Source organism: Acinetobacter junii, assembly GCF_018336855.1.
GTDB classification, from domain to species: domain Bacteria; phylum Pseudomonadota; class Gammaproteobacteria; order Pseudomonadales; family Moraxellaceae; genus Acinetobacter; species Acinetobacter junii.
This window is the reverse complement of sequence record NZ_CP059559.1, coordinates 18,713-38,983: the sequence shown is the minus strand read 5'-3', so window position 1 is coordinate 38,983 and position 20,271 is coordinate 18,713. Positions and strand designations below refer to the sequence as shown.

Sequence of the window (20,271 nt, the reverse complement as noted above, 5' to 3'; positions counted from 1 at the left end):
AATACGCTTTTAGTTGTTCAAACAAGTGGGACCACCTCTCTCGCATTTGCGGGGTTTTTAATGCTGAATAAAAGGAAAACTTGATGGAATTGCCCAATATTATTCAACAATTTATTGGAAACAGCGTTTTAGAGCCAAATAAAATTGGTCAGTCGCCATCGGATGTTTATTCTTTTAATCGAAATAATGAAACTTTTTTTCTTAAGCGATCTAGCACTTTATATACAGAGACCACATACAGTGTCTCTCGCGAAGCGAAAATGTTGAGTTGGCTCTCTGAGAAATTAAAGGTGCCTGAACTCATCATGACTTTTCAGGATGAGCAGTTTGAATTAATGATCACTAAAGCGATCAATGCAAAACCAATTTCAGCGCTTTTTTTAACAGACCAAGAATTGCTTGCTATCTATAAGGAGGCACTCAATCTGTTAAATTCAGTTGCTATTATTGATTGTCCATTTATTTCAAACATTGATCATCGGTTAAAAGAGTCAAAATTTTTTATTGATAACCAACTCCTTGACGATATAGATCAAGATGATTTTGACGCTGAATTATGGGGAGACCATAGAACTTACCTAAGTCTATGGAATGAGTTAACTGAGACTCGTGTTGAAGAAAGATTGGTTTTTTCTCATGGCGATATCACGGATAGTAATATTTTTATAGATAAATTCAATGAAATTTACTTTTTAGATCTTGGCCGTGCTGGGTTAGCTGATGAATTTGTAGATATATCCTTTGTTGAACGTTGCCTAAGAGAGGATGCCTCGGAGGAAACTGCTAAAATATTTTTAAAGCATTTAAAAAATGATAGACCTGACAAAAGGAATTATTTTTTAAAACTTGATGAATTGAATTGATTCTAAGCATTATCTAAAAATACTTAATTGTCTTTTAACGTCGCTAAATTTTAAATAAATAAGTGAAGAGTGTTAGTGGAGCCACTGATTTAAAGTTGGCAGAGTAAAACTTGAAGTGCGACATAAACCACCTAATTAATTTAAAGGGTTTATGGAGTATATAAAATTGTCATACCATCATCTTAACTTTGAAGATCGTACTGCATTAATGCTTGAGTCAAGAAAAGAAGGCTTTTCAGCCAGAAAATTTGCTGAACTCATTAAAAGACATCCTAGTACGATCTATCGTGAGCTTAAAAGAAATAGCATCAATGACGTTTATCAAGCTCGATATGCTTCTGATAACACCTTCGCTAGACGTAGACGTGGTCACAGAAAACTCAAAATCGATTCAATCCTCTGGAAATTTATTGTTGAAGCGATCCGTTGTTTATGGTCTCCTCAGCAAATAGCAAAGCGTTTAAAGACATTTCCTGATTTGGATCAAACAATGAATGTAAGCCATACAACGATTTATTCAACGATACGAGCATTACCAAAGGGTGAGTTGAAAAAAGACTTATTATCCTGTCTACGTCATGAAAATAAAAAGCGAAAAGCTAACGGTGAACCTAAAAAAGATTCTATATTACAGGATATTAAAACTATTCATGAGCGCCCAGCCGAAGTTCAAGAAAGAAAAATACCGGGTCATTGGGAAGCTGATTTAATTAAAGGTAAAGACAATAAAAGTTCGATAGCAACACTTATTGAACGAAATACACGGCTCTGTATCTTGGCAACATTACCTGATGCAAAGGCAGAATCAGTGCGCAAGGCTTTAACTGAAGCTCTGAAATATTTACCTGCAGAACTGCGTAAAACGTTGACCTATGACCGTGGACGTGAGATGTCAGAACATAAAATACTCGAAGAAGATTTAGGCATAGATGTATATTTCTGTGACCCACATTCACCCTGGCAAAAAGGCACATGCGAAAATATGAATGGTTTAATTAGGCAATATTTACCTAAAGGGATTGATTTAAATCAGGCAGATCAGCATTATTTAAATCAAGTTGCCATGTCACTGAATACTCGTCCTAGAAAGGCGTTAGATTGGCTTACACCATTAGAGAAATTTGCTCAGCTTGTTGATTATCATATGGCTTTTGAAACTGTCGCACCTCATGTTTGAATTCGCCCCATATTTTTGCTACAGTGAACCAAATTAAGATCATCTATTTACTAGGCCTCGCATTTGCGGGGTTTTTAATGCTGAATAAAAGGAAAACTTGATGGAATTGCCCAATATTATGCACCCGGTCGCGAAGCTGAGCACCGCATTAGCCGCTGCATTGATGCTGAGCGGGTGCATGCCAGGTGAAATCCGCCCGACGATTGGCCAGCAAATGGAAACTGGCGACCAACGGTTTGGCGATCTGGTTTTCCGCCAGCTCGCACCGAATGTCTGGCAGCACACTTCCTATCTCGACATGCCGGGTTTCGGGGCAGTCGCTTCCAACGGTTTGATCGTCAGGGATGGCGGCCGCGTGCTGGTGGTCGATACCGCCTGGACCGATGACCAGACCGCCCAGATCCTCAACTGGATCAAGCAGGAGATCAACCTGCCGGTCGCGCTGGCGGTGGTGACTCACGCGCATCAGGACAAGATGGGCGGTATGGACGCGCTGCATGCGGCGGGGATTGCGACTTATGCCAATGCGTTGTCGAACCAGCTTGCCCCGCAAGAGGGGATGGTTGCGGCGCAACACAGCCTGACTTTCGCCGCCAATGGCTGGGTCGAACCAGCAACCGCGCCCAACTTTGGCCCGCTCAAGGTATTTTACCCCGGCCCCGGCCACACCAGTGACAATATCACCGTTGGGATCGACGGCACCGACATCGCTTTTGGTGGCTGCCTGATCAAGGACAGCAAGGCCAAGTCGCTCGGCAATCTCGGTGATGCCGACACTGAGCACTACGCCGCGTCAGCGCGCGCGTTTGGTGCGGCGTTCCCCAAGGCCAGCATGATCGTGATGAGCCATTCCGCCCCCGATAGCCGCGCCGCAATCACTCATACGGCCCGCATGGCCGACAAGCTGCGCTGAGCCATGGCTGACCACGTCACCCCCAATCTGCCATCGCGCGATTTCGATGTGACAGAGGCGTTTTATGCGAAGCTGGGCTTTGCGACGAGTTGGAAGGATCGCGGCTGGATGATCCTGCAGCGCGGCGGTTTGCAGCTCGAATTCTTCCCCTATCCTGACCTCGACCCAGCTACGAGCTCGTTCGGCTGTTGCCTGCGGTTGGATGATCTCGATGCCATGGTGGCATTGGTGAACGCGGCGGGAGCCGAGGAAAAAAGCACCGGCTGGCCGCGCTTCAAAGCTCCGCAACTGGAGGCGAGCGGCCTGAGGATCGGCTACCTGATCGATCCCGACTGCACGCTGGTGCGGCTGATCCAGAACCCCGACTGACCGCATGCCCGCGAAAATCAAGATTTGCGGGATCAGCACACCCGAGGCGCTCGATGCGACCATCGCGGCGCGGGCGGACTATGCCGGGTTGGTGTTCTATCCAGCGTCGCCCCGTGCGGTTACGTCGAATGTCGCGGGCGCTTTGACATCGCGCGCAGCTGGCCAGATCGCCATGGTCGGTTTGTTCGTCGATGCGGATGATGCTGTCATCGCCGACGCACTGGTGGCAGCCAAGCTGAACGCGCTGCAGCTGCACGGTTCGGAATCGCCCGAACGCGTGGCCCAGTTGCGCGCGCGGTTTGGCAAGCCGGTGTGGAAGGCGCTGCCCGTCGCCAGCGCCAGCGATGTCGCACGCGCCGCAGCCTATGCCGGGGCGGCGGACTTGATCTTGTTCGACGCCAAGACCCCCAAAGGCGCGCTGCCCGGCGGCATGGGGTTGGCGTTCGACTGGTCGCTGCTGGCCGGATATCGCGGTGCCTTGCCGTGGGGGCTGGCAGGCGGGCTAAATCCGACGAATGTTGCCGAGGCGATTGCGCGCACCGGAGCGCCGCTGGTCGATACCTCCAGCGGCGTCGAAAGCGCGCCGGGCGTCAAGGATACCGACAAGATTACCAATTTCGCCTTTGCGGTGCGCTTGGCCTAAATCGCGTCGATCAATAGGCGTCGTTCAGCGCAAAGATCGGCTTGCGGGTGCGCCACTGCCCTCGGGTGAAGTCGGGAAAATCTAACGTGCGATTGCCCTCAGCAATCGATTGTTCCGACAGAGGCGTGATCGCGCTCCAGGCCAGCGCGTCGTAAATGTCGATTGGCATCGGGGCCTTGGCCTTCAGCGCCTCGACAAAAGCGTGGATCACGAACCAGTCCATCCCGCCATGCCCGGCCCCTGCCGCCAGATCGGCGTAGCGTTTCCATAGCGGGTGATCGTATTTCGCAAACCAGCCCTCGGCAGGCTCCCAGCGGTGCGGCTGTGGGCTCTTGCCCTCCAGATAGATCGACTTGTTGACGTCCATCCACAGCCCCTCGGTGCCTTGCACCCGAAAGCCGAGAGAATAGGGGCGCGGCAGCGAGGTGTCGTGGCACAGCATGATCGTTTCACCATTAGTGCAGCCGATCATGGTGTTGACCACATCACCCAGTGCGAATTTCACCTCGGCGTTGGGATGATCGGCAGAGCCGTTCTTGACGACATAATCATGCAGCCCGCGCGCCTTACAGCCGAAGCCGCCAGCGCCCGCTTCGCCCGGCAACGCGACCTTCAGGGTGCGGGTCTGCGGCGGGTAGCACACGCCGGCATCGGCGCAGCCCTGGTACTTCACGGTCAGGGTGGTCGCGCTCGCGCCGGCCGCGGGCGTGCCGGTGAGGGTGCCGAGCAATTCCTTGCGGTAGGTTTCGACGTCGCCGAAGAATTCGTCGCGGTAGGCCTTGCCCTTCGGCAGCGCCATGGTCGCGCCGGTGAAGGCGGCATCGGCCTTGACCGAGGTGCGGTGCCGGTACAGGTAATAGCCGTCGGCGATCCGCCAGCGCACCTCGATGCGGTCCGGCGCGGTGGCCTGCGCGGACAGGACGAAGACCTCGTCGACCGGCGGCAGTTCGAAGTCCTGGGCGACGGCCGAGGTCGCGGGCAGCGCAAGCAGCAGGGCGAGCCCGGCCAGCCAGCGGCGCAGGCGGATCGTGGATGCGGTCATTGGCTCAGTTTACCGGTCGGCTCTCGGCGGCCAGCCATTGCAGGTATTCGGGCAGGCCGGACGCGGCTTCGACCGCGAGCAGCTCCGGGAGTTCGTAGGGATATAGTATTTTATTAAATTCTTATGGGAAATGACGAATGTTAAATTATCTTAAGAGCTTTAATAATATCAATACTTATTTGATTTTATCGATAATTCTGCTGTTAATCATAATATCTCTAGATTATTTCTAAACTGAATGAATGTTTATAATGAGTGATTCATATTGCTATTGAAATCGCCTTCTCACTTTGAAAGAAGGCGAGGATGAGGGACTTTTATGTTGAATTATCATTTTAAAAATGCCTTATAAAAGAAGCTTAATGTGTTTTCTTATATAGGTTTAAACATAATTGTTGTATATCTTAAATCCAATTGATCTTAAAATTTTCCTTTATTTTTTGTTATGAGTGCGAGAAAATTGTCAAAAAGGTCAATCAGACTGGGCGTTAATTTGTTTTGCATACTTTTTCCTATATCGAATTAAAGTCATATAACTAACACCATAATCTTTAGCTATTTGAGTGAAAGGGTATGAATCGTCCTTATTTTTAAGGGTATGAATTAACTCTTTTAGTTTTTCTTCTGTAATCGCAGGCGATCTTCCCTTGTATTTACCTTTCTTTTTTTTAGCTAATTTAATTCCCTCTGCTTGATTCTCACTAATAATACCCCTTTCAAGTTCAGCTACAGCGCCTAATACATGGAGTTGAAACTTATCGAACTTGTCATCTGAATTGGGGGTAAAGTTCAGGTTATTTTTGACAATATGAACAGACACTCCTTTTTTATTTAGCTTTTGAACAATGGTTACAAGGTCAATCAAGCTACGTGCCAATCTAAAAACATCATGAGCGTACACAATGTCCCCACTACGGACATAATCGAACATTTCCTGAAGTGCAGGGCGTTTGGCAGTCTTTCCGCTAAAATGATCAATAAAAGTTTTATCTAGCTCAAAGGGTAGATCATGGAGCTGTCTTTCAGGGTTTTGGTCTTTAGTGGATACACGGATATACCCCACTCTTTGAAAGGGTGTGTTTTTAATTTGATCTTCAATATCTAAATTTTCTTTTTCCATAACCAGTATAACAAAATTAGATAACCTCAATGTTATATCACATTAGATTAACAAAACAACCCTATTGTTATAGGGTTTTTAGGGTGTATTATTATATAACAATAGGGTATACCCTATTGTTATATATCTTCAGGTATAAGGAAAAATAACGATGATTAATTTTAATGATCTAAGCGAATCTGAATTATTAAGGATTGCACAGACTGGCATATCAAACCGTATAGGATTGCGTACTTCAGGACATTTGCCTGAAGATGATAGACAGGCTCTTTCAATGGAGCTTCAGGGCTTGTACGAGCAAGATAGAGAACAGTTGATACAATCAATCAAGAAACATAGTGAAGCCTATAAAAGCGAGCAGAGTAATCAGGAATGAAAATTTTTTGCTGAAGCTAATTATAAGTCTAGTCGTGATTTATGGTTGCTTGGGCGTAGTGTTTGTTTCAGAGAACTTATCAGATAACACTGTAGGCATTATTGGATTTTGTGGACTGATATTACTACCTACAGTTTATAAGTTTGTTGGAACATTCTTTAAGGCACAATGAAAGGGTGATCAATGGACAACCAATACAAACTAAGTGACGAAGAACATAGCCTTGTATTTGAGAAAATTAAAGCTGATTTTCTGAATAACTCACTGTCTATAGTCAGCCCTAAAGTCGTCATTACTGGCGGTCAGCCTGCATCGGGTAAAGGCAAGTTGGCAAGAGATTCTATAGATCAGTTCAAAGATAAAGGCGGGAGTGTAATTATTGACCCCGATCAATTAAGAGCCTATCACCCCAAGTATAATGAACTGCAAAAATTGGATGATAAAACATCTTCAGGATTCACCCACCATGATGCTAAAAAGTGGAGTTTAGAATTAATTGAAGAAGCTATAAGCCATAAGAAAAATATTGTTCTTGACCAAACAAGTGCAGATTTTCAAACCTTAAAAAATACAGTTCAAAATTTCAGAGATAAAGGCTACAAAGACGTTGAATTAAAAATAATGGCTGTGCCTGAAATTACATCACGACAAGGTATATACCATCGTTATGAAATGGAAAAGGCGCTGTATGAAACTGGGCGTTTCGTCAATATTGATATTCATAGTGAAATTTATCACAAGCTAGAAAACACAATAGAACAGTTAAAAGATGAACCCATAGTAGACAAGCTAACCGTTTATGACCGTCACTATAACGCTATTGAACAAAAGGACTTTAAAGCTGAAAGGGAAAGACCATTTTCAGATCAGGAGCGCCAACAGCATGAATATAAATGGTTCAAAGTAATAGAAGCAATGCAAACACGCTTTGCCCCATATACAGAGGTTGAGATTGTAAAGGGGCTTCAGGAAAGTGACAGACTTAAATTGAATAATCAAAAACTGGTTAGTGAAGTGACCCAAGTTGATGAAAGTACAGGTGAGAAAATGGACGTAAAAATAGTCAGTAACTTAACTAGCAACTTACTTGTTGCCAAAGATGATTTTGAAAAACAAGATGGTTATTTATCTAAAAATATCAAAGTTGATGGCGAGGACAATTTAGTTATGTTCCGTCAAAATCGAGATCATCTTGAGTTAATCAATGTTACTAAAAATGAAATGATGCTCGATAAGCCGATCGGTAATCATGATTCAAAACAACCTGAATCTACGGCATTACAGGTTTATATGGAGGTTAAAGAAAAGTTAAATAACCTTGAAAATAAAATTTTAATGAAAGTAGATGAACAGCTATCAAATAAACCTAAAGCGCCTGAAGTGAAAGGAGATAGTAAGGCTGAAGTATCTCAATTTCAAAGCAAAGCCCCAGAGCTAGATAAACACCAAATCATTAAAGAAGTCCGAATACAGCTAAAGCAAGAGGGGAAATTGGGTGCTGATTTTGCTAAGTCAGCTAATGGGCTATCCGTTGCTCATGGTGACTATATCAAGCTCAATGAAGCATACAGTCAAAAAGATGGTTTATTTAAAACCACTAATTTACCTAAAGACGCTGAAATTAAAATCACAGGTCACACAACTAAAAAAGGTGAAACCTATGCAACAGGCGTTCATAACAATTCAAATGTAGAGTTAAAAATCAGAAGTGTTGAAGCCCGCTATGGTGATCAATATGTGAAACGCTATGAAACCAATCCTGAAGTAAAACAGGCTGTAGATCAGAGAGTGATAGCACAGCAAACAACATTTAAATCTTTATCTGCTTCAAGGGTACAGGAGTTAAGCCAGTCAAGCCCAAAGCAGGATAAGCCCACTTCAGGCATGAAATTTTAATATTTCTTTCGCCAGTCATAGGGGTTAATCGGGTTAGGACTTTTCCATAACCCGATTTTTTTTGATCGAGCATTATTCTCTAAATCTATGTATGTTCTATCAGGAAGATTGTAGCGATAAGCCCAAGCGTAGCCACTGGCGACCATTGCTTTATTCACATTTAATTTATTCAAGTACAGCTCACCAAGAAACCTACCATTGTTATCAGTTCCATGCTCTTTAACGAGTACCGTTTTGTTTAAGACCATAGACATTAAATATTGTTTCGATTGTTGACCATAAGGCTGTGTAGGCGAATTTTTAGCATTATTGGCAACTTCAGGGGCATCTATGAATGACAGTCTAACCCGCCATTTAGTGTTGTTTGGTTTTGTGATACTCACAGTATCACCGTCTAAAACGTAAGTGACTTTGCCGTAATAATCAGCGTGACAGTATGCTGAAAACAAAAAAAGGGTAATACAAAAAAGCTTATTCATTTTGGTTCACCATAAAACCGTTTTAGCACGTATGGACTTGCAACTTCATTGCTTGGTCCATACGTGCTAAAACTCTTACTGTGAAAAATCATATCCCGATGCTTGGTCAAAACTGCAAGTATGCAGTCTTAACCAGGCATCTACTTTATTGAATGATTTAAGTGGGTTATGAGTGCGAGGAAATTGTCAAAAAGGTCAATCAGTAGTTTGGATTCTTTTGGCGTAAAATCTTCAATTCTTCTTTGCTAATCGCTTCGTTATTAACGATCTTGCTTTCAATTGAGTTGATTTTATCGTTTGAATTTACAGCCTTGATATAGTCAAGATCGGCTTGACTAAGCTCAGGCATAATTTCACTGGCTTGATAAATCACTACAGGTTCTTTGACTGATTCAGATTGGATCTCTTTTACTACTTTTTTAGCTTCAGGCGCTTTTGAAGTTGTTTGTGTAGTTGTGACTGTATTAATTAAAGGGCTTTCAGGTACTTTAGAAACAGATACAGTTTTTCCGTCTTTTTTAACCTCTATTTCGCCTTTTTTAGTGGTCAGTGATGTATGACTAGCCTCTATAGCAACTGGCGTTTCTGTGCCATTCTGTGCTGTTTCAGCGTATGTATTGAAAGCGATTAAGGCTAATACAGGGATTATGATTTTTTTCATAGATAATCCTAAAATTTAGACAAAAAAAAGCTAACAACCTGAATTGTTAGCTTGTGATGAAATTAGTTACCAAACCACGATTTAAAGCTTTGCGTACTGGTCACACCGCTTGAAGCATTGTTAGATGCAAGGTTAGTTTGAACAGCCGACAATTTAGCACCAATCGAGTTGATATAACCTTGTTCAATAGCAATGGCATTTGCTAAGTCTTGGGCTTCTTTAATATTGCGGGTCGAGTTAATTTTGTTCTTCAGTGTGGTTAAGTTTGCTACATGCTCATTTAAAGCATTATAGGAAGCATCACTGAAAGCAAAGCCAGTCTTAACCGTGTTGTAATTTCGCTTGTATTGATCATTGCCTAGCAATTGATTCATACCATCTGAACCAATGGTAGTAAGCACTTTGTCATAAGCCTTTTGAGCATTACCAAATGAGCCAGTCTTTTGATTGGCTACTACGTCTTGCCAAGAGCCTGAAACAACGTCTTGCACATTCTTAACGCCTGAAGTTCCGATACCAGTATTACCAGTCGTACTTTCATATTGTTTCTTCATGATCTCGTATTGCTGTTGCATTTGAACCAATTGCTTGACCATATTTGCAACGGCTGTCGGGTCGAATACAACGTCCCAAGCGTTTGCTGTGTTGGCAGTAAAGGCTAAAGCAAAAGCTACAGCCGACATTTTTATTTTATTCATTTTCATGATTTCACCCTTTCGTTAAATTCGTGTACCCACTGGGAGTAGGTCAAGTTTTCATCTTTACTCAATATTTCCTCAAGAATATTGTGTCTTAACTCATTGCCTGAAAGTATTGGGATAATTTCAGACATATTGCTTAAATCTAATTTGCTAATAACTGAATCATGCGAGTTTTTAATCATAAATTGGCGTAAATAAGGCGGTGTATTCACAACCCAATCAAATTCTGCTTGAGTACAGCCTAAGCCATTATTTTTCTCATTACCCATATATGTAGCGACATTCGCTTTATCATTCGGCAATAGAATTGATGTTTTAAACTGCCCGATCAGATCGTCATCTCTTGTAATGACTTCAGGCGTTGGCGTAACAAAGATCATCATACCGTTACGTCTACGGTACGTGGTTAGCATGATTTTAAGCCATGCTAAGTTAATCGGATTGCTGATATATCTTTGACCTTCTTCGACAACAACAATAAAGGGCTTGCCCTCAGACATGGATATATCAATTTGATGGAAGATATACATAGACATAGCGCCTAACACCACATCATTATCAATGACATTTTTCATTTCATAGCCGAAAATTCGAGCGCCATCAATTGAGAAATTGTCACTTTCATTGTCAAAAATATTGGCATAAACCCCATCATTAACCCATTTTGACATGCGTTCAGCCATGTTGTTATCTTCAGCCATACCAAACAAGCCAATAAAGTTTCTAAGCCGTCTAAGGTGCTTTTCATAGCTATAAACAGCATCTACAACGTCTTTGATCTTGTTTTCTTCAGCAGTGCTTAAAGGCTTTGGATTACCATTATCGTTGTAGTCTTGAGCCATAAAAGAAAATAGATTTCTTAGAAACAAACGGTTTTGTTCCGTGTCATCTAACTGCAATGGATTCCAACCAGTTTTAACCATTTCACTTAAAACAGTATGTCGCCCGCCCATGCTTTTAATCCAAACTGAAGCTGAATATTCAAAATCAAAATGAAAAATATAAGGCTTAAACTTATCTGAAGCAGTCAAAAGCGTATTAATTACAGTAGTCTTACCGCCACCAGTACCAGTCGTGATACGAGTATGACCTACATCATGTTCATGGAAATTGAAGTAGTAAGGCGTATTACTTGTCGTTTTAAGCTGAATGACATTCTCACCCCAATGGTTGCCATCTTTTTTGCCAGTAGAACTATTGTGCATACTGGCAAAGCCCGCAAAGTTAGTCGTGTTAATAGTTGCGGGTCTTTGGAGTAAGTGATAGTTGCCAATCAACATAGAGTAAAAAGTAGGTTCAGAAATTAAATCTTCTTTTTTAGGTATCATGTGATTGCGCTGAAATGCCCCGCTAGTTTTCTGCATTGCTTCTTTAAATTCAGATGGGGTCTTAGAGGTAACTAAAACATTTAATGAATAAATGCCGTTTAAGATACGCCCTGAAGCTAAGTCATCAATGGCAACATTAATCGCTTCAATTTGAGATTCTGACTTGTCTTGAGCATTTTTTAATTGGTTCTGACGAGTTGTACTCATGCTGATAGATTTACGTCTGTCCATCATCATGAAAGTTTGAGAAATAATTAAAGGATGATCAACTTTTAGAAATTCATCTAACATGGTGTGATCGCTACCCTCTGGATAGCTAGGAGTAGGCAAACTATAGATTGCCCCTGCCGTTAATTCACCGCTTGGGTGATAGAATTTAATAGTTCCATCAGGCGCAAAAACTCTACGTGTATAGCCTAAGTAGTTTCTGATTTCAGTTGGATGAAGTGGAATTTCTGCTTTTTCTAAGTTTAATAAATAACCGAGAAAATTCACTGTTTCAGAATACAAAACGCTATCTTTTGAATAAGTGCCTAGCTGTCTTGGGTTCGCATCTTGCAGATACTCTTTAAACATACTTACTGCATTATTTAATTCGGCAATCATTTGTTCTTCATTATCACTTCTGAAAAACAGATTTTTAAGACGAGTTAAAGGCGGGTCACTTGGGTTAGATTTTCGGACAAGCAACGACACATAAATATCATTTTGAAACATGCGTTCATTAGATAGTTTTTCATAATATTTTTGGTTAAAACTATCTGAAAATTCATTGCCATTTGCAGGCGGTATTTCGGTTTTAACTTCGTGACGATCATAATAAACGCTAACAACAAAACGAGAGCCAAGTTGTTTAAACATATCTGCACGATATTTTTTTAAAGTCTTTAATTGAGCATAGCTTTTAGTTTCATACGGAAAGCCAGTAATTTTTAAAACCGTAAAAATATCACCATTAACTAGCTTAATATCATGTTCATTGATTGGGCTTAGATAAGGTAAATTATTGATTTCCATTTGTTCAGCACCCGCTAATTTCTTTTGACTATATTCAATATTTTTATCGTCAGCTTTTGCGTGAGAATCAAAACTATAGCCACCAAAAACTTTAGTTCGCTGAAGTCTACGTTTGATCGAAAACCATAAATATTGAATCCCTCTATCTTCTTGGTAGGTCACTACAACCAACAATAAATAGATTATTCCCGATATTATTAATCCTAATTTTAGGTTGCCAATTAGTGCTAAAAAGCACGTAGCAAAACCACAAATTAGGAAAAAGTAAGTGAAAATATCTACAGGTATATTTGCCACCCTTGCAGTTCGGGCAAGACCCGCAAACAGCAAGTCTTTTTCTTCGTTTTTTTCAGTGGTTTTGCTCATGGCTCACCTATTTAGTTAAAGAAGAAATTACCAAGATCAGGGGCAACGAAAACAAGGATACCTGCAACGATTAAGCCGATACCCCAACGCTTAACTTTCTCACTACCACCGCCAAGCATTGTGATTGCCAAACAAATAACACCAGTCACGAAAGCGACTGCTGCGATAATGACTAATTCATCATTAAATTGGTTAAGCTTTTGAGCAAATTTTTGACCAAACGCAGCATTTGCCAATTGAGCATAAAAAACAGCAAATAAGACAATTGCGTATTGCTTAGGATTGAGTTTATTTAAAAGATTCATGATCTATTCCTTAAAATACTTGGACGTATTGCCCTTTGTTAAGAGTTTGAACAAACGATGCTTGTTGCACGTTTGGTTGATTGCTTGGTTGATTATTTACACGCAGGCGCACAGGTTCAGATTGTGCTGAATAGCTATTGTTTTCTGTACTTTGATTTTGACTTGCGGAGTATTGCGGGTACTGATTTTGTTGCCATGAAGCGAGAACTAGAATGTCACTTTTTCGACTGGCTTCAGTAGGGTTATTATTTGCAGTGTAAGTTTTAAATGAACCACCCCCATTTAGTGTTTGGTATTTACTGGATACAAGGCGTACATAGTTTTGTGTTTCACGGTAAGGGGGAATACCTCCAAACTTTTCAACTGCCCCATGCCCTGCATTGTATCCAGCAATCATTTTTGTAAGATCACCATTAAATCTTTTATTCAGGAAAGCGAGATAACGAGTACCCGCAATAATAGACTGTTCAGGTTCATATAATCGGCTAGGGTCTACACCCATTAAACGAGCTGTAGAGGGAATGACTTGCATCAAACCCCTAGCATCTTTATGTGATCGAGCATTTGGCTTAAAGGCGCTTTCTCTTGCCATAATTGCCGTTACTAAATTAGGGTCTAAACCATTGGCTACAGAATGTTTGTGAATAAGATCATCATAAGGTGACGCATATACAAACAGTGGCGTACTGCAAGCTAAACCGATTATAAGTTTTTTAAACATTGTCATTATTCCTTATAGAGTTATAACAGTATAACTCTACTAGCTTAATCAATAAATGGTCTATTTGAAAATTTATGTTTCTCTTTAAAGAACTGGTCTAAAGCGATAAGATAAATTAAGTTTTTGGTAAGTCTGCGGTTCTTAAATTCTTCAGGAACTTTTAATTCACCACGCTTATATCTCAAAAAGTGTTCGTCCATTTCTGCGAAAAATTCATCACTTACATAAAGTTGTTCACGTTTCATAACTTGTCCCTAAAATTTCTATACAGCCAAAAAAGAATCCGAAACTTTAGCATAGGTGCGGTATTTCATCGTTACTAAAGTTGGCGGGTAATGTCCTGAAAACTTCATATAAAAGTGCAGAGGTTTAAGACTGCTTATTTCTTCAGCTTTAACTACATTTTCTTTTTCTTTTACAAGTTCAGGTCTTGAATCTTTATTTGCAGATTTCATTTTCCTTAATACTTCAATTGCACCGAAAGCTTTTTCATATTCTTGGGGTGTATAAGTGTCTTGAGAGTTGACAGCACAGACACCAAAAGAAGAAAAACAACCACGTAGCGTAATAGAGAATTTTTCTCCATAGATCGTGATTAATTGAGCCAGACTTTGAATGCCTGCTAAAGCAATAAGTCTATGTTTACGTCCTTTAGTTAATACTGCTTCGAGATACGATAAACGGTTCAAAGAGCCGAGTTCATCTAGGCAGAATATAAAATCAGAATAGTTATCAAAGTCAGATAATAAAGAACTACAAATAACGTCAGTCGCACAGCTAACTAATGGTTGCAATGCAGTTAATTGATCTTCACGCCAAGTAATAAAAATATTGCCAGTACCATGCTTTAAATAATCCCTAAACGAAAAATCACCAATTTTAGAATGAGTGTGAGGGCTTAAATATGTAGTAACAATACTGCGTAAAGTACCGACTAATTCAGAGTTGCCAAGTAAGCTGTAAGCTTGAGTACCTACTAAAAACTCTTTGAGTTTATCGTCACTTGAAATTAATAAAATTTCTAAAAATTGTTGTGTCTGCTGTTCTCTAGTAAGTTCATCCATTTCTAAAACTTTGGTCATGGCAGACTTAACAATAGTACGAGCCATCGTATTAAAATTTTCGTGATTTGCGTCTGAAGATTTAGGAATGATTGTCATTGAATATGTTTCAATGTCATAAGAATTTTGTACTTCATTAATCACTGACCAATGGACTGATCGAGCATCGAAAGGGTTGAAAATAACATCACCTTTCTTAGCAAATAAACTTGCGTAAGTTCCGTTAGGGTCAACCACAATTAAGCGGGTTTTACTGCGAGAATCAGCAACACAAGAATCTAAAAAATCACTGATTGAAACTGACTTACCTTGACCAGTACCACCAGTTAAAAGGAAGTGTTTATATTTTAAATCTTTAGGAACAGGCATACCGCAAAAACGGATTTGGTAATCTTTTTCTTTGGTCATTCTTCTTAATTTGAATGGGCTTACTAATTGCAAGCCCCGAAGAACACGAACGTATCTTTCGCCCCCAAAAGGTGTTTTATTGTTTTGAAAATAAAACCAAGCCAAAGCACTACTAATAACCAAAGCCAACAGCAATATTAAAACGTATAAAGGCGTTTTAAACGTCAATGGAATTGCATAAAGAATAGCTTGGACTTTATGATCTTTTGGGATAATAAAAAACTTCGGTAAAAAAATAGCCCATGTTGTAATCACAGTGATTACAACAGCTAAAACAGCGTGACCGAAGATTTTTTGCGATTGATCATTCATTTTACTGTCCCCAAGAATTTTTGAACGGCTTGATGGGAAGCGACCTTATAAGAATCCATGCTTGACTGCATCATGAGCATGTTAGCTTTAAGCTTCGCTTGATTGGCTACCAACATACTGTTTTCAATAGCAAGGGCATTCGCCAAGTCTTTTGATTGCTTTAACGTATTGGTACTTACTTGAGCCAACGACTTTAGGTTTTGCATATTACAATTTACTTGTGTCCAAGCTACTTCAGCGTCTACATAAGCTGTGTTTACACGGCTTGCAGTTATGTTTTGAATCTGTGCCAATTCCTTGCTTGCATATACACCAGTATTGGTCGCAATTTGACGTTGCAATTCGTTGTAGGCGTTTTGCTCTTTAGGTGTATTGAAAATATTAGTCGGTTGAGCATCAAAGCCATTAGGCAATTCAAAGCCTGCAATTTGCATCACATTGGTAAGAAGTCCTAGCCCTGCAAGCCCTTTAGTCACACTGTCATATTGCCCTTTCAAGACTTGAATCTGCTTCATTAATTCTTGAACTTGTAGAACTGCATCGGCATTTTTTGTCGGGTCAAAAACTGTTTTACCTACGCCACCAGTTACAGGGGGAACAGGCGGTAGGTTGATAGGTGAATCAATATCAACTTGTTCTGCTTCAGGTAGCTTTACAGGCTTACATGCGCTTTGTGTTTCTAGCTTGGCTTGTATCTTCTTCTGATTACTGTTTTCTATGCCAGTCGTTGCAGGCTTGCCACCTGAAGTAGTCCCGCCTTTAATTACGTTGCCACCAAAATATGAACCAGTACCGCCATAATTTCTATAAAACTGGGCGATCTTAGGCACATAGTCTTGCGTTTCTTTAGGCATAACTTTTTTATTACCTTTCAGATACGAACGTAAATTACCCATACCCCAGTTATAGGCATAGAGTGCATGGGGCATGTTGCCGAATTGCTGATTTAATTGCTTCAGGTAACGAGTACCCGCATTAACATTTTGTGTGGGGTCATTGGGATTGGTAACGCCCAAAGAACGAGCCGTTGCGGGCATAAGTTGCATTAAACCTTGAGCGCCTACGCCTGACTTAGCAGTATTGTTATGCGAAGATTCTTTTTGAATTACTGCATGAATTAAAAGCGGGTCATATCCATATTTAGCTGAAGCTGAAGTCACAATATCGTTGTAAGGTAAATTTGAAGCAATAGTTGCCCCGCTTAAACCTACCAGTACCAGTAGCGATAGTTTTTTTAATTTCATTTTCATTATTCCTCTACCGCAACGAGGACAGTTTAACCAGGAACTACGTTACCTGTTTAAACTTGGCCCGTTGCTATTTCATCACTTAGCCACAGCCAAACGGTTAGCTAGATCAACTAAGGTTTTATAGTGTGAGCCTTGTTCACCCATTGATAACTCATAGCACCCGCCATTTGCTTGAACTCGCATGAAGTCGTGAGCTTGGCTTGTATTGTCAGAAATGGTCGGAGATACAAACAATGCTTTTGCGTTAGGGATGCTTACTGGCAATTCACCAAATAACCCCACTTCTTGCGGTACACAAGCAGGGTCAATGCTGTAATAAACTTTAAGATCGGCACATGCTTCGTTTTGGCAACTGGCATCACTTGAAAATTTATAAGTGACATAGTTCCCTTGATTGGGAGCTTCAGGCACATAAGTTAATTTATTGCTTTGAGCAAATGACTGAAGAACTTGGGTAAATGTCTGCGGTAACTGTGCTTCAGCAGACAAACTAATTAAGGCGCAAAGAGCAATAGTTGTTTTTTTCATGGCTTAGTCCTTTTTAAATTTGTATGCTTGGCTTGGGTTATCAACATCGGTCAGAGTAATAACACCGCCCTTTTGTTCCATTAAGAAAGCGTCTTGATTGTTATATTGAACAACCATTTTTTTATCTTTCTCTACAGCCGATAATGCAACATCACCCCATGAGTTTTTTAAGGTAACTTGAGTACCTTTATTGGCAACGATAAGCCCGCTACTCATGCCTTGTTCTTTCTCAAATGCTGTTTGATCAATACGATTGTATTGTCCGTCCAAGCCCTTAGATGAGCAGGCAACACTAGCTAAACTAAGCAACGCTAGAAAAATGTGTTTTTTCATTTTTGAAATCCTCATAAGCTTTAAAATAAATAGCTGAACAGCCATAACCGCCTGTTTCTGTTCTTCCAAGTTGAACAATAATGTCTACACTTTGTTTAACAAAAGATTTAACTTGGTCACTGGTTAATGTAGTGCCTGCCATAAGAACCATAAGCGTTAAACGCTCAATAGCATTAAGTGGGTCATTGGCATGTAATGTCGCAATTGAACCGCCATGCCCTGAAGAAATTAGGTTTAAATAAGTGAATGCTTCAGCACCTCGAATCTCACCCAGTAAAATGCGTTTTGGATACAAACGCAGGCAAGCTTCCATTAATGACTGTGCATCGACTTTAGCTTTACCCTGTCCACCTCTTGAATAATAAAGTTGCAACGTATTTTCATGCGGAGGGCGTAACTCCTTAGCATCTTCAATAGTGATTAGTCGTTCGCCCAGTGGTATGCAGTCATGAATAATGGAGTTAAAAAAAGTTGTTTTTCCTGAACCTGTACCCGCAGAAATAATGATATTTTTTTCATAACCCACCGCTTTACGAATGAACTCATGAAAGTTTCGGGCTTCGTATAAATCGAATAGCTCTTGATCTTTTGCAGTGATTTTTGCAAATGGTTCAACAGAATTTAAAACTTCCTCATAAGCTGAAAATGGCAGACTTAAAATACTTGGTTTACGAATAGATAAGCCGATCGACCCGCCAGTTACGGCAGGGTCACGGACAAATTGAATACGGAAAAATAAACCCTCATGTTGCGGTGATGCAATTTGAGCAGAAAGCAAAGGCTGTGCTTCTGAAATTGTTTGATTGGTTTCAGTTGCAATGCCTTCGGCTAATCGCTTCAAAAGCGCATAGGTAAGGTTAGGATTCTCTTTTTTAATCATGTCCCTTGTACCTTTCATAGCAATGAAATATTCCAAAGGCTTATTAACTGAAATTTCAGTAATTTGATCATTATCAAGATCATCACCAAAAGCTTTTTTCAAATCTTCAAGTACAAGGATTGACATAATTAAGCGCCTTTCTTATTGGTTTAAAATAGTTGAAAAGTCCAAGTCTTTAGCAACTAGAACTTTAATGCGTGTGCCGTGAGCGACTGTAATAGTCGGAGGAATTGACAAGTTACGTTGTAGAACACGGTCAGCTTGGTTGCCGAATGAGTTTGCAACTTCAGTACGATAAGTCTGTGAAGCATTGTTTTGGTCGCTACTGCTAACACCTGCATTACTTACACCCGCACCAATAATGCTAAGTAAAGTAGCTGTTCCGAATATGCGCCCATAATGGTTGTTCACTTTACCGCCTAAGCCTGCGATACCAAGACTGTTAGTGCTTGGGCTATCAAGCATAATTTCTACGCCATTAGGTGTGATTGCACGATTCCAAACCGCCCCGATTTCTGCTTGTCCGTCATTAACAATTGATGAGTATTGACCGAATAAACGAGTACCCGCAGGCAGTAAACGATTACGTCCTTGTTCGCTATAAACATCATTAGTTACACGAGCAATAATGTTGCTTGGTAAATCGCTTTTAACAGCAGTTTCTAAAACTGCATCTACGATCTTGCCTTGTTGTATAAGCATTCTACGATCAGCGTTATAACTCGCATGAGCAATAGGCGCTTTTTGATTAGAAGTGCTTGAATCAAAACGACCACCCATAGAACCCGCAGTGCTATTTGCAATGCGTGGATTTACATTGCTTGCACCCGCTTGGTTGCCGTTGGCATTAGATTGTTGTGAAGCTTGCATACCCATAAATAACGGTGCAAGTTCAGGCGGTATGCCTGCCATTGCACTAGCATCACCATTAGGGCTAACACCGCCACCGTTACCGCCATTCTCATTAACCATGATTCCAGACTTGTAGCGGGCGTTTAAAAGGGCTTGTTCTTTAGCTATAGCATCTTGTCTAGCCTGCTCTTGTTGCATTGCTAGTTGTTGTTGCTGTTCAGCTAATTGACGTTCCATTTCGAGCTGTTCAGGGCTTTTTTCAGTAGGGTTTACAGGGTCAGGGGTAGTCGCAGTTGGGATTGGTTGCGGATTTCCGAATCCGAATCTATCCATGCCATTAAAATTACTGCCGTCCATCCCTGCTACTGGTTTAGCAACAGCACTTTCTATACCGCTTTCTACACGGCTTTCTTTGTTCTTTTGCAATTTCAGATAAACGCCAAAAATTACCAAGCCAATAATGAGGGCTAGTAAGCCACCGAACTTAACCAACTTGCCTATGTCTATATTTTTAACAGACGTTTTAGGCTTATTGTCAAAAGCATCTTGACGTTCAAAATCATCTTTACCATGTTCTTTTTTTTCATCATGGAAAACATGATTTTCAGTGCTGAAGTTATCTTGGGTTTTAAAGTCATCGTTACCCAAATTTTTATTTTCATTTGTCATT

22 protein-coding genes and 2 pseudogenes are annotated in these 20,271 nt (G+C 41.0%); 7 read left to right on the top strand and 17 right to left on the bottom strand.

Annotated elements, in window-relative coordinates; all coding sequences use genetic code 11:
* Positions 1-83 precede the first annotated feature (83 nt).
* From H2677_RS15945 to H2677_RS15925, 5 genes are all read left to right on the top strand, one after another.
* Positions 84-863 (top strand): APH(3')-VI family aminoglycoside O-phosphotransferase, encoded by a 780-nt coding sequence (locus tag H2677_RS15945; RefSeq protein ID WP_014386410.1) that lies wholly within the window; start codon positions 84-86, stop codon positions 861-863.
* Between the two features lie 151 nt (positions 864-1,014).
* Positions 1,015-2,040 (top strand): IS30-like element ISAba125 family transposase, encoded by a 1,026-nt coding sequence (locus H2677_RS15940; protein WP_004994718.1) that lies wholly within the window; start codon positions 1,015-1,017, stop codon positions 2,038-2,040.
* Between the two features lie 100 nt (positions 2,041-2,140).
* On the top strand, positions 2,141-2,953 hold the full coding sequence (locus H2677_RS15935) for a subclass B1 metallo-beta-lactamase NDM-1 (RefSeq protein ID WP_004201164.1): 813 nt from the start codon (positions 2,141-2,143) through the stop codon (positions 2,951-2,953).
* Between the two features lie 3 nt (positions 2,954-2,956).
* The gene (gene ble, locus H2677_RS15930; RefSeq protein WP_004201167.1) at positions 2,957-3,322 is read left to right on the top strand and encodes a bleomycin binding protein Ble-MBL; all 366 of its coding nucleotides are present in this window, start codon (positions 2,957-2,959) and stop codon (positions 3,320-3,322) included.
* A gap of 4 nt (positions 3,323-3,326) precedes the next feature.
* A complete protein-coding gene (locus H2677_RS15925) occupies positions 3,327-3,965 on the top strand; it encodes a phosphoribosylanthranilate isomerase (RefSeq protein ID WP_004201168.1) in 639 nt (212 codons plus the stop codon).
* A gap of 10 nt (positions 3,966-3,975) precedes the next feature.
* Here H2677_RS15925 and H2677_RS16110 read toward each other — a convergent pair.
* From H2677_RS16110 to H2677_RS15915, 4 genes and pseudogenes are all read right to left on the bottom strand, one after another.
* Positions 3,976-4,542: pseudogene (locus H2677_RS16110) on the bottom strand (hypothetical protein); the annotation flags it as partial.
* A gap of 90 nt (positions 4,543-4,632) precedes the next feature.
* A pseudogene (locus H2677_RS16105) lies at positions 4,633-5,007 on the bottom strand (protein-disulfide reductase DsbD domain-containing protein); the annotation flags it as partial.
* Positions 5,008-5,011: 4 nt separating this feature from the next.
* Positions 5,012-5,089, bottom strand: coding sequence for a hypothetical protein (locus H2677_RS16175; protein WP_233148753.1), 78 nt, complete (start codon positions 5,087-5,089; stop codon positions 5,012-5,014).
* A 390-nt stretch (positions 5,090-5,479) separates the two neighbouring features.
* Positions 5,480-6,127, bottom strand: a complete 648-nt coding sequence (locus tag H2677_RS15915) for a recombinase family protein (protein ID WP_004993315.1) — start codon at positions 6,125-6,127, stop codon at positions 5,480-5,482.
* A gap of 151 nt (positions 6,128-6,278) precedes the next feature.
* Between H2677_RS15915 and H2677_RS15910 the strand changes: the two genes are divergently transcribed.
* Both H2677_RS15910 and H2677_RS15905 read left to right on the top strand, forming a co-directional pair.
* Positions 6,279-6,503 carry a hypothetical protein gene (locus tag H2677_RS15910; RefSeq protein WP_015056389.1) on the top strand — a complete coding sequence of 75 codons (225 nt, stop codon included), beginning with the start codon at positions 6,279-6,281 and terminating at the stop codon, positions 6,501-6,503.
* A 183-nt stretch (positions 6,504-6,686) separates the two neighbouring features.
* On the top strand, positions 6,687-8,399 hold the full coding sequence (locus tag H2677_RS15905; RefSeq protein WP_015060705.1) for a zeta toxin family protein: 1,713 nt from the start codon (positions 6,687-6,689) through the stop codon (positions 8,397-8,399).
* Here H2677_RS15905 and H2677_RS15900 read toward each other — a convergent pair.
* From H2677_RS15900 to H2677_RS15840, 13 genes are all read right to left on the bottom strand, one after another.
* Positions 8,396-8,878, bottom strand: coding sequence for a thermonuclease family protein (locus tag H2677_RS15900; protein ID WP_015060706.1), 483 nt, complete (start codon positions 8,876-8,878; stop codon positions 8,396-8,398). The genes H2677_RS15905 and H2677_RS15900 overlap by 4 nt on opposite strands.
* Positions 8,879-9,077: 199 nt before the next feature.
* A complete protein-coding gene (locus H2677_RS15895) occupies positions 9,078-9,539 on the bottom strand; it encodes a hypothetical protein (protein WP_015060707.1) in 462 nt (153 codons plus the stop codon).
* A gap of 62 nt (positions 9,540-9,601) precedes the next feature.
* Complete coding sequence (locus H2677_RS15890) at positions 9,602-10,243, bottom strand: type IV secretion system protein (RefSeq protein WP_004999358.1); 642 nt, start codon at positions 10,241-10,243, stop codon at positions 9,602-9,604.
* Entirely contained in the window at positions 10,240-12,951 is a 2,712-nt protein-coding gene (locus H2677_RS15885; protein ID WP_015060708.1) for a VirB4 family type IV secretion/conjugal transfer ATPase, read from the bottom strand. The genes H2677_RS15890 and H2677_RS15885 overlap by 4 nt, the downstream gene beginning before the upstream one ends.
* Before the next feature lie 11 nt (positions 12,952-12,962).
* Positions 12,963-13,256: a TrbC/VirB2 family protein gene (locus H2677_RS15880; protein ID WP_017480461.1), complete on the bottom strand. Its 294-nt coding sequence runs from the start codon at positions 13,254-13,256 to the stop codon at positions 12,963-12,965.
* Between the two features lie 10 nt (positions 13,257-13,266).
* The gene (locus H2677_RS15875) at positions 13,267-13,977 is read right to left on the bottom strand and encodes a lytic transglycosylase domain-containing protein (RefSeq protein ID WP_017480462.1); all 711 of its coding nucleotides are present in this window, start codon (positions 13,975-13,977) and stop codon (positions 13,267-13,269) included.
* A gap of 44 nt (positions 13,978-14,021) precedes the next feature.
* A complete protein-coding gene (locus H2677_RS15870) occupies positions 14,022-14,222 on the bottom strand; it encodes a hypothetical protein (RefSeq protein WP_004999346.1) in 201 nt (66 codons plus the stop codon).
* Positions 14,223-14,240: 18 nt separating this feature from the next.
* Entirely contained in the window at positions 14,241-15,758 is a 1,518-nt protein-coding gene (locus tag H2677_RS15865) for a type IV secretion system DNA-binding domain-containing protein (protein WP_015060710.1), read from the bottom strand.
* On the bottom strand, positions 15,755-17,002 hold the full coding sequence (locus tag H2677_RS15860; RefSeq protein WP_017480463.1) for a lytic transglycosylase domain-containing protein: 1,248 nt from the start codon (positions 17,000-17,002) through the stop codon (positions 15,755-15,757). The genes H2677_RS15865 and H2677_RS15860 overlap by 4 nt, the downstream gene beginning before the upstream one ends.
* Positions 17,003-17,083: 81 nt before the next feature.
* On the bottom strand, positions 17,084-17,536 hold the full coding sequence (locus H2677_RS15855) for a hypothetical protein (protein WP_004999340.1): 453 nt from the start codon (positions 17,534-17,536) through the stop codon (positions 17,084-17,086).
* A 3-nt stretch (positions 17,537-17,539) separates the two neighbouring features.
* Entirely contained in the window at positions 17,540-17,869 is a 330-nt protein-coding gene (locus tag H2677_RS15850) for a hypothetical protein (RefSeq protein ID WP_004999338.1), read from the bottom strand.
* Positions 17,838-18,875 (bottom strand): P-type DNA transfer ATPase VirB11, encoded by a 1,038-nt coding sequence (gene virB11 / locus H2677_RS15845; protein ID WP_015060713.1) that lies wholly within the window; start codon positions 18,873-18,875, stop codon positions 17,838-17,840. Before virB11 ends, H2677_RS15850 begins: the two co-directional genes overlap by 32 nt.
* Positions 18,876-18,890: 15 nt before the next feature.
* The gene (locus H2677_RS15840) at positions 18,891-20,270 is read right to left on the bottom strand and encodes a TrbI/VirB10 family protein (protein ID WP_180001615.1); all 1,380 of its coding nucleotides are present in this window, start codon (positions 20,268-20,270) and stop codon (positions 18,891-18,893) included.
* Between the last annotated feature and the right edge of the window lies 1 nt (position 20,271).